Here is a 14,086-nt window from a genome sequence, read left to right on the forward strand (position 1 = left end):
ATTTCCTATCGTCGTCATACTCACAGGAGGAATATCTATGCTTACGATTGGAAGGAAAGCCACTATTCAAACCGACATTCATTTAAAAGGGGTCCCATCAGATATTGAAGAGGCTCTCTACTATGGTTCTTTTGCGGCTAATTCTCATAACATCCAAAGTTGGAAGGTGACCGTGAAGCCCAACCAGGGTGAGTTGACGGTCTCCCTGGATAAAAAACGTTCTTTAGATGTCGTTGACCCTAAAAATAGGGAACTTTATATTTCTCTTGGTTGCTATATTCAGTCCTTAAAGACGGCCTTTGAGGCCTACGGTTATAAAGTCGACTTAAGACAAACCTCCCCTTCGGCCAGCAACCACTACCAAGCTATTATCTCTAACTACCAAAAAGGGGATCATGAAAAAAATGACCAACAACAAGTTGACCTTATTAAGAAACGGCATACAGATAAAAGAAAGTATCTGGCTAGGAAACTTGATAAAGATTTTATTTCTCAAGCGACCAAGCGATATAAGAATCTCCACTACTATCCTAGGTCAAGTCAAAAATTTACCTACCTAAAAGAGGGTAGCATCAGGGCGGTCAAAAAGCAGTCAGAAAGCTCGGATTTTTTAAAGGAGCAGAGTGACTGGCTCAGATTTTCCAACCAAGAGACTGAAAAAAAGAAAGATGGAATTTCAGGAGACGTGTTGGGGCTCAATCCTCTTTTGAAATCCCTATACTTTATGACCACCAACCATCAGAATGCTACTAATCAAGGATTTGCCAAACAAAGCCTATCTACCCTGAAAAAACAAGTCAATAACTGTGCTGGTTTCTTTGTAATGACAGGAAAGCAAACCATAGAAGATTGGATTGCAACTGGTCGCCAAGTGCAAGCTTTTTGGTACGATTGCACCAAAAAAGGGATTGCCATCCAACCCATCAGTGCTATGATTGAAGTCTCTGACTATAACAAAAATCTTGAGAAGGATTTGCAAGTTGATGAGCCTGTTCAAATGATTTTACGGGCAGGGTATATTGAGTCTTATGGTGAAAATTCTGGTGTCCGCCGTGATCTGAAAGACTATATTCGAGTGGAAGAGGACTGAAACACCCTATAAAATTTATTGACAAAAAACAGGCAGCCATCAACGGCCTGCCTGTTTGTCTATTTATTTCTGCCGTCCATTAAAATTCTTCATGACCCGTTTCATATCGCGCTCTTGGTCACGACGTTTGATGGACTCGCGTTTGTCATAATCGTGTTTCCCCTTGGCTAGGCCAAGCAAAATCTTGGCGAAACCTCGCTTGATATAGACCTTGAGGGGAATCAGAGTCATACCTGTCCCTTTGAGTTCATTCTCAAGTCGGGTAATTTCTCGCTTCTTCAAGAGAAGCTTGCGGGTCCGCTCAGGGTCCTGGTTCCAGATATTGCCCTGCTCAAAGGGAGCAATATGAACATTGACCAGCCAGGCTTGGCCATTTTTAATCTGGGCGTAGCCATCTTTGAGTTGGATGCGAGAGGCCCGAACCGACTTAATCTCGGTCCCAGTCAGGACCATGCCAGCCTCAATGGTATCAACGATGGAATAATCGTGTCTAGCCTTTTTATTCTGGGCCAGAACATTATTAGTTTGACTTGGTTTTTTAGCCATAATTCTCCCTTCTTACAGATTTTCTTCTTCTAGCTTGGAGCCAGCCCGACCACCAGCATCAGCTTACATTAGCGCTTCTTACGCCGGCGACCAGATTCGCGTCCCTTTTTATCATTGTGGGGGCGGTTCTGATTCTTGCGCTTGTCGGGCTTTTTCTTCTTGTGGTCCTTAGGCTTCTTGTCCCACTTGCCCTTGCTGGACTGGTCCTTGTCGCCAAAGCGATTTTGCTTCTTGTCAAAACGGCGTTTGCCTGAACCTTGACGATTGCGGCGAAATTCCTTGGCCTTATCCTCACGGGCCTTTCTGGCCTGTCTGTCAACCTTTTCAATGACATCAAGGTCACTAGGGAGATAGGCAAAGTCAATGTCTCCCGTTTCCTTATCAGCTCGGGTCAATTTGACCTTAACTTTTTGGCCGACACGGAAGACCTTGCCAGACTTTTCCCCTTGCAGGGTCATGGTCCGCTCATTGTAATTGTAAAATTCAGGCAGGGTGGTGATGTGAACCAGACCTTCAATGGTATTAGGCAATTCGATGAACATACCAAATTTGACCACGCTAGCTACCACGGCTTCAAACTCTTGGCCAACTTGGTCAGCCATATATTCGGCCTTCTTCATGGCCTCAACCGTCCGCTCGGCATCAATAGCTCGGCGTTCCAGGTTTGAAGAGGAGCTGGCCAATTCCGGAATTATCTCCTGGAAGTGTTCCTTCTTCTCCTCGGTCAAATCGCTGTATTCCCGCACCATACGGTGGACCAGAAGGTCGGGGTAACGGCGAATAGGACTGGTAAAGTGGGTATAATAATCAGCCGCCAAGCCATAGTGGCCATGGTTGTCTTCAGAGTAGCGGGCCTGTTGCATGGAGCGTAGCAACATCATGGACATAACTTCGTGACCAGGTTGACCAGCAATTTGGGCCATGAATTCCTGCAGGGCCTTCTGGCCTAGACTGTTGGCTGTTCCATAGATGGGCACACCAAAGAGGGAGGCGTAGTCTATGAACTTCTGCAACTTCTCGGCCTTGGGCGTCTCGTGAATCCGATAGATAAAAGGAAGCTTCCTTTTAGCAAAATGCTCAGCCACACACTCATTGGCGGCTAGCATGAAGGACTCAATCATCCGCTCAGCCGTTCCACGGTCACGGACGACTACATCCGTTGGCAGACCCTTATCATCCACCAAAATCCTTGCTTCAGGACGGTCAAAATCTAGGGCACCCCGCTTAATCCGCATCTCGACTAAAATCTTATGGAGCTCAGCCATAGCATTGACAGAGTCCATAATTGGCTTAAACTGGGAAATAACTTCTTGGTTGCCAGCCAACATCTGGTTGACATCATCGTAGGTCATCCTAAAGGAGGTCTTGATCACGGTCTGGGTGATGGTGTGCTTAACTACCTTACCTTGGGGATTGATTTCCATAATAGCCGACTGGGTCAGCCGATCCACATTAGGATTGAGGGAACAGATACCATTGGAGAGGCGCTCAGGTAACATTGGCACCACTCGGTCGGTCACATAGACGGAAGTCCCACGGGCAACAGCTTCCTTGTCCAGAGCAGACCCTTCAGTCACATAATAGGAAACATCAGCGATATGGACCCCCAGTTCAAAGTTGCCATTGGGTAACCTCTTGATATGGACGGCATCGTCCAAGTCCTTGGCTTCCTTGCCATCAATGGTAAAGGTAATCTCATCGCGCAGGTCCAAGCGATCTTCAAAATCGCTCTCAGACGGAGCATCAGGAATAGCCTGGGCCTCTGCCATGACGGCTTCTGGAAATTCAGAGACAATATCCATGGATTCCAGAACTTCCAGCACATCAATCCCAACATCATCCTTGTGGCCAACAATATCAGACACATGGGCGACGAAATAATCATGATGGCGGGTCGGATACTTGTCAATCTCAACCTTGAGAACCTCGGTGCTGTCCAGAGCCACCGGTTCTTTTTTGATGTAGATTTTTTGGGAAATCTTTTGATTCTTGGACTTGATATAACCAGCGTAGGGTGGGCGTTCGTCATCCAGAACGAACTTCCCGACCACGGTCTTAAGCGCTCGGTCAACCACATCAACGACCCGAACTTCGGCGGCTGTTCCCTTTAGACGGTCTGCTGGCTTCTTGACTACAACTTCAACGGTATCGCCATCAATAGCATAGCCAACATCATTGCGACCAATAAACATATCCTCTTCATCATCGCTGACATGCAGGAAGCCAAAACCATTCTTGTTGGCCCGAAAGACCCCTTGAATGGTAATGTCATGCTTTTTCTTGGAGACTTCCTTACGCAAAGAGACATAGCCGTCCTGATTAAAGCGTAGCTTCTTGTTACTCTCTAGTTTGGAGATGACCTTAATGAGCTGGGGAAATTTCTGAGAGCCAGCCATATCTAAGGCAGCCGCCAAATCATTGACGCTGGATTTGCCCTGCTCCTTTAAATAGTTAATAATTTGTTCTTCCATAGTCTTTTTGGGTGGACTAGTTTTACTAGCGCTACCCTTTCATCCTCTTCATTTCTTGATTTTCATTGATACTCATTTAAAGTCAAAACTAACTTTTTGATACTTTCTAACGTAGCAAGTTTATCAGTGATTAAAAACCACTGATAAACTACGGTAATCGCTAGTGCGAGTTACCTAACTACCTTACTCTTCCATTTTCAAAATAGCATCGATTTTGAAAATGGAATGTCGTTTAAAAGTGCGGACGCAAGAAGAAAGATCCAGTGGATGATTTCTTTGAATCCAAAGGAGTTTGATACCAGTTTGGCGAAAGTATCAGGCTATCTTTTCCTCATTGGCTTAAAAAGTATGCCTTATTAGCCAGATAGAACCATGCGAAAGCCATAAGTATTAAGTTTTGAACTTTAGAGTATTAGTGTAATTTTCGTGGGGAAATTTCTATAAAAAAGGAGCCAACCAAGTCGTCGGCTCACCTTTGTCATTACTTACTTGATAAAATCGCAAGCACTAGGGCATCCAGCAACCAAAGGAAGGTTAGGACACCGGTAAAGCGTTCCATGAAGGCCTCAAATCCACGGGCTTTTGTTCGCTCGAAGAGGGCTTCTGAACCGCTACTATCAAATACATTACTGCTTGGGTTTTTCTGCGGCTGCATAAAAATTGCAATAATCAAAATTACAGACATAACCAATAAAGCAGTCAGTAGAATATTATACATATCTTTCCTCCACTATTGTCCTAAGTAGTTTATCATAAATGGCCTTAAGATTCAAGGTGGATGGTCACTTTTCGCTCCTTGGGACAGTATTTGGGCACTTGGATTTTTTCAGGATGATTGGCCTTATTTTTCGAGGTCAAATAATTGATACTGCCACAAGAGCTGCATTTCAAATTTATTTTTATCCGCACTAGATTTCCTTAACTTTCAAATAATGTCTAAAATTGATAAAGCTCCATGAGAAATTGACAAAAACGATGAGGGAGGTAGCATAGAAGACCCAGTGATAGCCCAAGAGGGCCGCGACACTAGAGCCGATGAAGGGACCGATGACCTGACCCATATAGGTGAAGGTCTGATTATAGCTAAAGATGCGAGAAATCCCTTCCTTGGGCGTAATCTTAGTCAGGAGAGAATTGACACTGGGCATGAGAGCCCCAGTTCCAAAGCCATACATAAAGCGAAGTAGGCCTAATTCCAGCGGGGTCTTAGCATGAGCAAAGGAAAAGTACATGCAAAAGCTGTAAAAAAGGGCGATGAGAAGTAGGCGGTGGTTGCCAATCTTGTCACCAATCTTACCAAGGAATGAGCTAGACAGCATGCTGGAAAAACCCATACTAGAGACAATCAAGCCTGAAACAAACATGAGGTTGGTCGTCTGACCTAGATGACGAATATAGAGGGTCAAGATTGGGGCGATGGATTGAGCTGAGACCTGAATAATCATACTGGTCACAAAGAGCCCCAGCATAACCTGACGGTTCTTGACCTGTTTGAGCAGCTCCCTGGTTGGCAACTCATGCTCCTTCTTAACAGGAACGAAGTCTTCCTTGATTAAGAAAATGGTCATCAGATTGAGGGCCAAAAGGAGAAAACCGACACCCAAGAAAATATTGCGAATGCCCAGCAGGTCGGCAAAGTAGCCACCCAAGAGGGGACCAATCAGGGTCCCCGCTGTTACTCCTGTTGCCAGGGTCCCTAGGGCAAAGCCCAGCTTATTTTTGGGAGCCTGACTGGCAATCAGGGCTGTGGAATTGGGTACATAGCCTGAAAACATCCCATTGAGCAAGCGGAGGGTCAAGAGCCAAAAAACATTGGGCACAAAGGCTAAGCCTCCCATCGTGAAGGCCATGACCAGACTGGCCCGAATCATCATGGGCTTGCGGCCATAGCGGTCGGCCAGAGCTCCCCAGATAGGAGAGACCAAGGCTGATGCCAGGGCAGACAGGGAAACCGAAAGACCAGCATAGATCTCAATTGTTCCCGGCCTAGCTCCTAACTGCTCGACAAAGATGGACATAAAAGGCATGACCAGCGAAAAACTGGCCCCAGTCAGGAAGTTCCCCAGCCAGGCCACTAGCATATTCTGCTGCCAGTTAACCGTAGTGATACTTTGCGTTTGAATAGATCATCATCTTCTTTCTCAGATCATCTGCTAAGTATTATACCACAAGTTGCATGGGGAAAAATTATCAGCCGATTGATTTTTTAATTAATTCGGGGAGGCAAAAATCACTAGTTAATGAGAATCAGACTAACTCGAAAAACTTCATCTGAGATAACTTACTAAGCTAAAAAAATAACTAACTAATGGTATTGCGGATAATCCGAACAAAGTCGGAGGCAGCGCTGCCAGAAAACACTAACTGGTGATATTCTGAAAACCCGAATAAAATCGGAGGTATACCCATAAAAAATTACTAACTGGTGAGAATATAACTCCCTTAAGAAGAAATTGCCCATGATTCCATCGCAAACAAAAAACACTAACTAGTACAATCTAGTTAGTGCCGAGTATTATAAACTGACAAGACATCAAGTCTGAGAATTATTGATTAAAGTTGAGCTTTCAATCGCTCCAGCTGCTGATCCAGCTGAGCATAGGTCTCTTCTAGGCTGCCGTTGTTATCAATCAGCTGGTCAGCTAAGCGTATCTTTTTAGCTAAGGGCAACTGGGCTGCAATTCGTTTTTGAGCTTGGTCAAAGGAGTAGCCATTTCTTGCCATCAACCGTTGCAACTGTTGGTCCTCGTCCAAGACGACCAACCAGATTTCATCGAACCAGTCTTCATAGTCCAGTTCAAAGAGCAGGGGCAGGTCCATAAAGAAAATGTCCTCTTCTTGAGCCAAACGATCCCGCTCCTTGATGAGTTCCTGGCGAATTATACGGTCCTGCAGGTCGGCTGATTTCTTTCTGGCAGCCGGGTCATTGAAAATCAATTGGGCAAATTTAGGCCGATCCAGCTCCTGGTCAGGTCCCAAGATCCCTGTTCCAAAGGCTAAAATCAAAGCTTGGTAGAGCAAGCCTCCCTTGGCTTGCAGGCTATGCACCAGTTGGTCAGCATCAACCACTTGGTAGCCCTTTTGCCTGAGGTAGGCCGTCACCGTTGATTTGCCTGAGGCGATGCCCCCGGTTAATCCAATAATCTTACTCATTTCTTCTGACACTTGGGACAATAATGACTACCCCGCCCTCCTACTTTGATTTTTTCAATAGTTGACCCACAGCGGGAGCAAAGCTCTCCCTCACGCCCATAGACCTCCAGAAAATCCTGCATGCTGCCATCTTCTCCCAAGGTATTCTTATAGGTGCGAATGGTCGAACCACCACGCTTGATACCCTCTTGCAAAATCCTGATGGTCTGGTCATGCAACCGCTTGATTTCGGCTGGTCGCAAGCTATCTGAGCGTCTTTCAGGATGAACCTTGGCAGCCCAAAGCACTTCATCCGCATAGATATTCCCCAGACCAGCCACCAAGGATTGGTTCAGCAAATAGGACTTAATCGGCCTATGGGACTCTACCAAGGTCCTCTCAAAAGGAGCTAATTTAAAAGTTTCCTTGGTAGGCTCGGGGCCTAATTTCTTACTGAGAAAATAAGCTGCTTCTTGGGACTTGGGCAGGTATTCCATGGTGCCAAACTTGCGGACATCCTGATAAACCAAGGTCGTGCCATCGGTGAAGGTAAAGAAGGCGTGAAAGTGCTTATTAGTTGGCAATTGGTCGGAGAAGAGAAAATATTTTCCTTCCATCCGTAAGTGGGAAATAATCAGACCGCCTGTCAGCTCAAAAATCAAATATTTTCCTCGCCGACGCATGACTTGAACCGTCTGCCCTGGCAGAAGCAATTGGAAATCTTCTACTCCGGTCCGAACCAGTTTGGGATAGGTCACCTTGACTGTTTTAATGGTCTTGCCGAGGATCTGCCTTTCCAAGCCGCGTCTGACGTTCTCGACTTCTGGTAATTCGGGCATGGTGCTTCGCTCCTTTTTTTGAACTTATGATCTTTTTAGTCGCCCCCAACAAGCAGCGGGGGAGCCAAATGGCTTGAGCCTAGGACTTGTTTCCCACTTCTAGCTCCTGCCTGAGGTCTTTCATATACTGTTTCTGTTGCCTTCTTAAGTAAGAGCCAATTAAAGGTCTTAACAAAATCTTTTTGGCTGTGACATTCTCGGTAAAATTCACAAGTGTCTGCTGTCCTTGCGGTGTGAAACTTCCAGTCCAATGACCCTTGATACTATCATTTTCCATGTCAAATTCCCAAGATTTGCGGGCTTCCAGTTTGGTCGTTTGAAAATGTGTTTCTATGCCAGACTTGGTTACCTCAATAAAGTTAGCATTATCAATAATTTCAATATCCTTTAAGTCACTTCGCCAAGCAAAATGCTCGAGGTCGGTTACAGTTGCCCATACTTTATCAATTGGACAGGATAGCATCATATTGATTTGTGATTTTGCCATGTTGCTCTTTTCCTTGATCTCTGTTAATTACCTTATCTAACGCTTCTTTCTTCCAGAATCTTATAGCCATCAGCAGTCACAATAAGGGCTTGGCTATTTGTCAAAGGAAGCAAATCTAATGAAGAACCATAAGCCTCCAGCGTTTCTTTACTGCTTTGAGCAAAGGGAAATTCACCGTAATGCGGAAGAATATAAGAGTTGAAAAGATTCATACCTGAGTAATCCTTTAAGTCCTCAGCTACAGTCTTATCATCCATAATCTGGTTATACTCAATGTCAGCTGAGGCAATAATCGCTCCAGCCGATTCTCCAATATAGACTATTCCATCAGATACTCTGTCAACGATAGTCTTGTCGATTCCTTTTCTCTTTAACTCCTGCAAGAGGTAAAAAGTATTTCCGCTTGAAATATACAAACAGCTACAGTTTTTTAGCAATTCCTCAATTTGAGAAGTCTCCATGGCAGCAACATCCATCATTTTAATGTGAAAGCCCAGTTCCTGAAAAACGCTGATAGCCTCATCTACATATTCCTTATATTCCTCCACATTCGCTGCGGTAGGAATAAAAACGACTTCCTTTGACACCAGCGGTTGTAAAAATTCTTTCAGCAACTTTTTTGTTCCTGCCAAATAGGAGGTTAAAAATAAATCCATTTCGTATTCTCCATTCTTACATTATAATAACAAAATTGCTCTGCCATTTGTATTCTCAAACACAACAGATTTCTAGCGTAAAAGACTTGGCTCAAGAGCAATGGTAACATCGTCAATGATTAAGACCAAGCGTGTACCACAGGTAACAGCAGAAATCGGAGAGCCATCAATAATATCATTAGGCTCTATCTTATTAAGGGAGTTAGAATAATTTTTAGTCAGGACTGTAACGGCTTCTAGAAAGCTTGGTCCCTAATTTCACATCTTCTATCTAAACCTTTGGAGACTTTTCCAGATTAGACTATGGTACTAACCTAGTATCCCAATATGTCCAGATGGAATTTTCCTTCCAACTCTGGCTAAACCAAACGGTTTCTATCTCTTAAGATAGGAATCTGCAATCCCATTCACATCATGCGCTTGCATACCCAGCCGGCCAGGTTATAGACTAGACCCTAGGCCCTTGCAGAAAACGGAAAGCTATTAGTTGCTTAGCTATGACACTTTAAATAGCACAAGTAGAGGCCTTTTGAAACCTTGGAGTGGTTGATCTCTAGACTAGCATCTCTAAATAAGCCCCTAGGAATCTCCTCCTTATATATAAAAGAGAGTGATGAAGACTTAAACCTCTCACCACTCTCCTTCTTTTTTTCTGTTTAGTGCTGCCTTCTTTACTAGTAAAACTTAATCTACTGATACTTTTCATTCTACCATATCTTCAAGGCAATTGTTACGAATAGACTTTTTGATCTAAAATTTATACGAGAATCTTCTTATATAAATTTTGAATTGCTTCTCTTTTCCTTACCTCATTAATTATTTATTGGCCGATATAAAGTCTTCTATCTCTTTTGCCATTTCCTTATAAGCCGTTAAATAAAGGAGATGATCGCCTTTAAGAACTTTGGTTTTTACATCACCCTTATCCGCTGATAAGGCTTCATGCTGCTCAATCCAATTTCCCTTAATATCGAAATATTTGCGACGATTTTCCATATCATCATAGGTATCTTGAGCAAGAAGATAGAGGGACTTAAAGTCTTTAGGGAAAGTGACGACTTCTGCATTTTTGAGATTTTGAGAGATCTGTTCACCTTCATTTTTCACAGCTTTTGTCTTATAATTGCGCTTGGCTAGTGCCTTAAATTCCTTGTTAATGGCATTAGGAACGTTGGGGATTGTATGCAGATTTTTCAAGTCAATCTGTTGTGTCTCAACCTTCATCCCCCCCTTCCATACCCGGTGTAGAAGAGTCAATACCAATAAATCCTTTAACATCACTGCCATAGGTTTTCACATACTGAAGACCATAGATACCGCCAATAGAATGACCGGCAAGGAAATAGCCCTTCTTGATTCCTGCCTTTTGGAGAGCTTCATGGATCTCTGAAACAATATTTTTTGAAGTCCGTGGCTTTGGCGTATCATCGGATAATCCCGAGCCAAGTGGCTCAACGAAAACTAAACGGTACTTGTTTTTTAATTGCTTGGCTAGATTTGTAAAACTAGCCTTAGGAGCTGGTTCGCCTTGTCCAGGAATAAAAACCAAGGTCTGCTTGCCTTTTCCTATTTGATAAATATTCATCTTGCGACCACCGACTGTAACCAGCTTACCGTAAGCTTGAATGGGGGATTGGGATTGGTACTTTTTCCACATTTGAAAGCCGACGACTCCTCCGATTAAGATTGAGACTATCACAGCTATCATCAGTTTTTTTATCAATTGAGTCATATTATCTTCCTCTCTACCAAATCGTGATCCGTTTATTCTCTGGAAGGTACATGGGATCACCTTTTTTAACATCAAAGGTATCGTAGTACTCTTTAAAGTTTCTAACAGGAATATTGGCCCTGAGTTCATAAGGTGCATGCGCATCAGATTCAACGGAAAATTTACCATATTCCTTGGTTGCCTTTTGACGCCATATACTTGCCCAAGCATAAAAGAATTCCTTGTAATTAGGAGCTTTTTCTTTTTTCAACGTTTCAAGAGCCACCATGACACCGCCGTTATCAGCGATATTTTCCGCCAATGTCGCTTTGCCATCAACTTTTCCGCCATCTGCCTTTAAGCCATCCCATTGTTTAACCATGGCTCTGGTTTTCTTTTTATACATAGCCAGGTCCTTTTTGGTCCACCAATCATGTAAATTCCCATTTTCATCGTACTTCATTCCATTAATATCAAAAGAATGGGAAATTTCATGACCGATAATAGCACCTATTCCCCCATAATTTTGGCTGATTGTATTCTCTTTACTGAAAAATGGGGCCTGCAAAACAGCAGCTGGGAAAATAATAGCATTGGTATTGGGATTATAGTAAGCATTGACTGCATTGGCACTCATTTTCCACTCTTCACGGTCATTAAGCTTATTAAACTCAGAAAAGGCCATCTTGTTGGATAGGACGTGGTAATTGTAGTCATTTTCAAAAAATGATTTCGTAGGGTCCACCTGATAATTACGGTAAAGATCAGAATAGGTTTCAGGGTAGCCTATCATGAGTTTCAGATTGTCCAATTTTTTAATAGCCATAGCTTTTGTTTCTTGTGACAGCCAAGTATTGGCATTTAAGCGTTTTTTATAGCTGGCAATGATATTCTTCGCTATCTTAGTCACATCCTGGCGAGCCTGCTGACCAAAGTATTTTTTACCATAATAATCCCCCAATACATGCCCAAAGGTGTAGGAAGTGTGGGTGTAGGCATTTTTCTCCTTGGATTCAATTTTCGTTGTACCTGAGGTTGCTTGCTGAAAGGCACTGGCCACCTGACGATTTTGCTGTCCCAATACGTCTGAGCGGTCAATGAGAAGATTGGCAATCATCCAAGCTTTCATCTTTTCGAGATTTTGGTCATTAATAATGGTATCCAGCTGCTTAAAGTAGTTCAAGTTTTCTACACTGACATCTTTGTCTGTTTGACCAACCGCTTTTTCAATTAATTGTGTAAAACTAAACTGTTTATGATAGCCTTCAATAGTTGCTAAGTTTACGGGATGATAGTGACTTGCCGGAGTATTCTCTTCTTCCGTTGCTTAGCTTTGAGATTTTTCTGTGATTAACTTATCAAAAGCTAAAGCATTTTCAATCAGCTCTTTTGATTGTTGTTCATCCATTCCATACTGCTTAAGTAACTTCGCTACGGAAGTTCTGAAGGCTTTCAGTTGTTAGTGAAAAAGGCATGGAATAATTAGCCATTAGAAAATTATAAGCCACTTGCTGAAAAGCAGCTACTGTCGACATATTTTGAATTTGTTGAACAAAGGGAACCAGGGGTTTTAGCCCATCTTTATCTCGTTTATCAAAATCAAGTGCCTGTTTAGTGCCTGTTTATAGTAAGCAACCATCTTTTCTTGCTCTGCATTCGTTGTCACAAGTTCTCCCGAAGCCATTTTTTTCATATCTGCTTTTAAACGATTATCTACTTTTTCTTCTAATTCCGCAAAAGCTCCAGTATTGGATTGACCAGGCTTTAAAGTTGTTTTCGCTAACCATTCTTTATTAACAGTCTTGTAGAGATTCGTTTTTTCAGTAACTTTTTCTGTTTCGGAGAAACGAAGTATACCAGTATGTCGAATGATACAAATTAATATTATACAAAGCACCAGACTAAAAACCAATGCTAATTTCCCAAGAGATCGTTTTTTCATAATAACCTCACCTTCTATAGATAGATAAACTATAGCAAAGCAGGTGTTAAATTCTTGTTAAGAAACTCAAAAAAACCGGTCAAAAATTTTCCGGTCCCTAGATAATACACCTAAACATGTCTTTACTTTAATGAAACTGCCCTCCATTCTATGCATGCATAGCTTACAGGACTCCTGCCCTTTCTTAAAATATTATTTACAAGAAAGGTTTACGTAACCATAGCACAAAAATCATCCTACAAAAATTGTAATCTATCGCTATAAATCACATTTCCTTCATTATTATTTGATTGAGACTTCCCAAAATTTTTGACCTGACCGATTTTTAACTATACACACAACAATGCATCTAAGTCCACAGTGCAGGTGCCTTCTTATTAGTGATAGTTTAGTCTCTGCTAAAGTGTCGTAACCTGTTTGGGAAAGCATAACCCTGCATGAAATAGTGGATGAGCTGAATGTGTGTCGTTACATCACTAAATAACCAGGCATGGCCTTTATCAGGATAGTAAGCACATTCGCTTGTTGCGTTTTGGCTGGCTAGTAGCTTGTGCGACTCATGAATTGAATCGGATTCCTTCCCTCCCGAAACATAGAAGACAGGATTGTCACAAGTGAGATTGGTAGTTAAGAGATTAGCTTGCGACATAGCACGGCGAAAGGATCGGCTTGAAGCTTGCTGCAAATCGGCAACAAAGCTTTGATAGTCCTCTTCAGTAACTCCATCCTTTGCCATCATCTTGCTCATAACCTTGGCAATCAGACCAGTATTTTTGAGAAATGACGTGACGCAGACAGCCACAATGACCTTACGATGACCTTTGATTGGATGATGACACATGCCATCTACAAGGGCACGGTCAAATAAATCAGCATGTTTCTCCAACAATGTCAAAACAAGACCGCCACCCAGTGAAAGACCAACCAGATGCGATTTGCCATGCGCCTTATCTTTGATGATGTCAGCAATCATTTCGGTCACATGGTCAAAGTTTGTCCACTCTACATCGCGGCTATTGCCATGCCCAGGCAGGTCAATAGCTAGGCAATGAAAGTCCCTTCCAAGCGCATCCATGTGATGCTGCCACATCTTACTGCTAGATCCGGAAGCGTGCAAGAAAACTATCGTCTGTGCATTTTGCTGACCACTTTCTTTGATAAACAAGTCCGTCATATCAATTACCTCGTTTTTGCATTTTCAGGCGAGGGTTA

At 42.9% G+C, this 14,086-nt stretch carries 15 protein-coding genes and 1 pseudogene; 1 reads left to right on the forward strand and 15 read right to left on the reverse strand.

Translation table 11 applies throughout. The features are described 5' to 3' along the window. Nucleotides 1-37: 37 nt before the first annotated feature. A complete protein-coding gene (locus DYE66_RS10230) occupies nucleotides 38-1,090 on the forward strand; it encodes an Acg family FMN-binding oxidoreductase (RefSeq protein ID WP_002997383.1) in 1,053 nt (350 codons plus the stop codon). A 63-nt stretch (nucleotides 1,091-1,153) separates the two neighbouring features. Here the strand turns inward: DYE66_RS10230 and smpB are convergent, their stop codons facing one another. From smpB to DYE66_RS10305, 15 genes and pseudogenes are all read right to left on the reverse strand, one after another. After that, a complete protein-coding gene (smpB, locus tag DYE66_RS10235; RefSeq protein ID WP_019788436.1) occupies nucleotides 1,154-1,636 on the reverse strand; it encodes an SsrA-binding protein SmpB in 483 nt (160 codons plus the stop codon). Between the two features lie 68 nt (nucleotides 1,637-1,704). Then, on the reverse strand, nucleotides 1,705-4,107 hold the full coding sequence (rnr, locus tag DYE66_RS10240) for a ribonuclease R (RefSeq protein WP_002996839.1): 2,403 nt from the start codon (nucleotides 4,105-4,107) through the stop codon (nucleotides 1,705-1,707). Between the two features lie 481 nt (nucleotides 4,108-4,588). Then, complete coding sequence (gene secG, locus DYE66_RS10250) at nucleotides 4,589-4,825, reverse strand: preprotein translocase subunit SecG (RefSeq protein ID WP_002959995.1); 237 nt, start codon at nucleotides 4,823-4,825, stop codon at nucleotides 4,589-4,591. 44 nt (nucleotides 4,826-4,869) lie between these two features. Beyond that, nucleotides 4,870-5,016 carry a 50S ribosomal protein L33 gene (rpmG, locus tag DYE66_RS10255; RefSeq protein ID WP_002997422.1) on the reverse strand — a complete coding sequence of 49 codons (147 nt, stop codon included), beginning with the start codon at nucleotides 5,014-5,016 and terminating at the stop codon, nucleotides 4,870-4,872. After that, nucleotides 5,016-6,188 carry a multidrug efflux MFS transporter gene (locus tag DYE66_RS10260; RefSeq protein ID WP_002996617.1) on the reverse strand — a complete coding sequence of 391 codons (1,173 nt, stop codon included), beginning with the start codon at nucleotides 6,186-6,188 and terminating at the stop codon, nucleotides 5,016-5,018. Before DYE66_RS10260 ends, rpmG begins: the two co-directional genes overlap by 1 nt. A gap of 472 nt (nucleotides 6,189-6,660) precedes the next feature. Then, complete coding sequence (gene coaE / locus DYE66_RS10265) at nucleotides 6,661-7,260, reverse strand: dephospho-CoA kinase (protein ID WP_002996420.1); 600 nt, start codon at nucleotides 7,258-7,260, stop codon at nucleotides 6,661-6,663. Then, nucleotides 7,257-8,078 (reverse strand): DNA-formamidopyrimidine glycosylase, encoded by an 822-nt coding sequence (mutM, locus tag DYE66_RS10270; RefSeq protein WP_115325173.1) that lies wholly within the window; start codon nucleotides 8,076-8,078, stop codon nucleotides 7,257-7,259. Before mutM ends, coaE begins: the two co-directional genes overlap by 4 nt. 79 nt (nucleotides 8,079-8,157) lie before the next feature. Then, nucleotides 8,158-8,565 (reverse strand): SRPBCC family protein, encoded by a 408-nt coding sequence (locus DYE66_RS10275; RefSeq protein ID WP_002996959.1) that lies wholly within the window; start codon nucleotides 8,563-8,565, stop codon nucleotides 8,158-8,160. A gap of 32 nt (nucleotides 8,566-8,597) precedes the next feature. Further along, the gene (locus DYE66_RS10280; RefSeq protein ID WP_115325174.1) at nucleotides 8,598-9,221 is read right to left on the reverse strand and encodes a Type 1 glutamine amidotransferase-like domain-containing protein; all 624 of its coding nucleotides are present in this window, start codon (nucleotides 9,219-9,221) and stop codon (nucleotides 8,598-8,600) included. Between the two features lie 816 nt (nucleotides 9,222-10,037). Next, nucleotides 10,038-10,445 carry a hypothetical protein gene (locus DYE66_RS10285; protein ID WP_002996809.1) on the reverse strand — a complete coding sequence of 136 codons (408 nt, stop codon included), beginning with the start codon at nucleotides 10,443-10,445 and terminating at the stop codon, nucleotides 10,038-10,040. Then, nucleotides 10,435-10,953, reverse strand: coding sequence for an alpha/beta fold hydrolase (locus tag DYE66_RS10290; RefSeq protein WP_044123730.1), 519 nt, complete (start codon nucleotides 10,951-10,953; stop codon nucleotides 10,435-10,437). Before DYE66_RS10290 ends, DYE66_RS10285 begins: the two co-directional genes overlap by 11 nt. A gap of 13 nt (nucleotides 10,954-10,966) precedes the next feature. Further along, nucleotides 10,967-11,725 carry a M13-type metalloendopeptidase gene (locus tag DYE66_RS11100; RefSeq protein WP_338131509.1) on the reverse strand — a complete coding sequence of 253 codons (759 nt, stop codon included), beginning with the start codon at nucleotides 11,723-11,725 and terminating at the stop codon, nucleotides 10,967-10,969. Further along, nucleotides 11,723-12,241: pseudogene (locus tag DYE66_RS11105) on the reverse strand (M13 family metallopeptidase); the annotation flags it as partial. The gene DYE66_RS11100 and the pseudogene DYE66_RS11105, both read right to left, overlap by 3 nt. A gap of 261 nt (nucleotides 12,242-12,502) precedes the next feature. Continuing rightward, entirely contained in the window at nucleotides 12,503-12,874 is a 372-nt protein-coding gene (locus DYE66_RS10875; RefSeq protein WP_206512258.1) for a hypothetical protein, read from the reverse strand. A gap of 388 nt (nucleotides 12,875-13,262) precedes the next feature. Then, a complete protein-coding gene (locus DYE66_RS10305) occupies nucleotides 13,263-14,048 on the reverse strand; it encodes an alpha/beta hydrolase (RefSeq protein ID WP_002997284.1) in 786 nt (261 codons plus the stop codon). Nucleotides 14,049-14,086: the final 38 nt, after the last annotated feature.

Origin of the sequence: Streptococcus downei MFe28 (genome assembly GCF_900459175.1) — a bacterium.
GTDB classification, from domain to species: Bacteria; Bacillota; Bacilli; order Lactobacillales; family Streptococcaceae; genus Streptococcus; species Streptococcus downei.

What these genes read in the sequence shown, in the direction of transcription:
- DYE66_RS10305 (WP_002997284.1), bottom strand. Translation starts at nt 14,048, where the DNA reads ATGACGGACTTGTTTATCAAAGAAAGTGGTCAGCAAAATGCACAGACG.
- DYE66_RS10280 (WP_115325174.1), bottom strand. Translation starts at nt 9,221, where the DNA reads ATGGATTTATTTTTAACCTCCTATTTGGCAGGAACAAAAAAGTTGCTG.
- DYE66_RS10875 (WP_206512258.1), bottom strand. Translation starts at nt 12,874, where the DNA reads ATGAAAAAACGATCTCTTGGGAAATTAGCATTGGTTTTTAGTCTGGTG.
- rnr (WP_002996839.1), bottom strand. Translation starts at nt 4,107, where the DNA reads ATGGAAGAACAAATTATTAACTATTTAAAGGAGCAGGGCAAATCCAGC.
- DYE66_RS10290 (WP_044123730.1), bottom strand. Translation starts at nt 10,953, where the DNA reads ATGACTCAATTGATAAAAAAACTGATGATAGCTGTGATAGTCTCAATC.
- DYE66_RS10260 (WP_002996617.1), bottom strand. Translation starts at nt 6,188, where the DNA reads ATGCTAGTGGCCTGGCTGGGGAACTTCCTGACTGGGGCCAGTTTTTCG.
- DYE66_RS11100 (WP_338131509.1), bottom strand. Translation starts at nt 11,725, where the DNA reads ATGATAGGCTACCCTGAAACCTATTCTGATCTTTACCGTAATTATCAG.
- mutM (WP_115325173.1), bottom strand. Translation starts at nt 8,078, where the DNA reads ATGCCCGAATTACCAGAAGTCGAGAACGTCAGACGCGGCTTGGAAAGG.
- DYE66_RS10230 (WP_002997383.1), top strand. Translation starts at nt 38, where the DNA reads ATGCTTACGATTGGAAGGAAAGCCACTATTCAAACCGACATTCATTTA.
- smpB (WP_019788436.1), bottom strand. Translation starts at nt 1,636, where the DNA reads ATGGCTAAAAAACCAAGTCAAACTAATAATGTTCTGGCCCAGAATAAA.
- DYE66_RS10275 (WP_002996959.1), bottom strand. Translation starts at nt 8,565, where the DNA reads ATGGCAAAATCACAAATCAATATGATGCTATCCTGTCCAATTGATAAA.
- secG (WP_002959995.1), bottom strand. Translation starts at nt 4,825, where the DNA reads ATGTATAATATTCTACTGACTGCTTTATTGGTTATGTCTGTAATTTTG.
- DYE66_RS10285 (WP_002996809.1), bottom strand. Translation starts at nt 10,445, where the DNA reads ATGAAGGTTGAGACACAACAGATTGACTTGAAAAATCTGCATACAATC.
- coaE (WP_002996420.1), bottom strand. Translation starts at nt 7,260, where the DNA reads ATGAGTAAGATTATTGGATTAACCGGGGGCATCGCCTCAGGCAAATCA.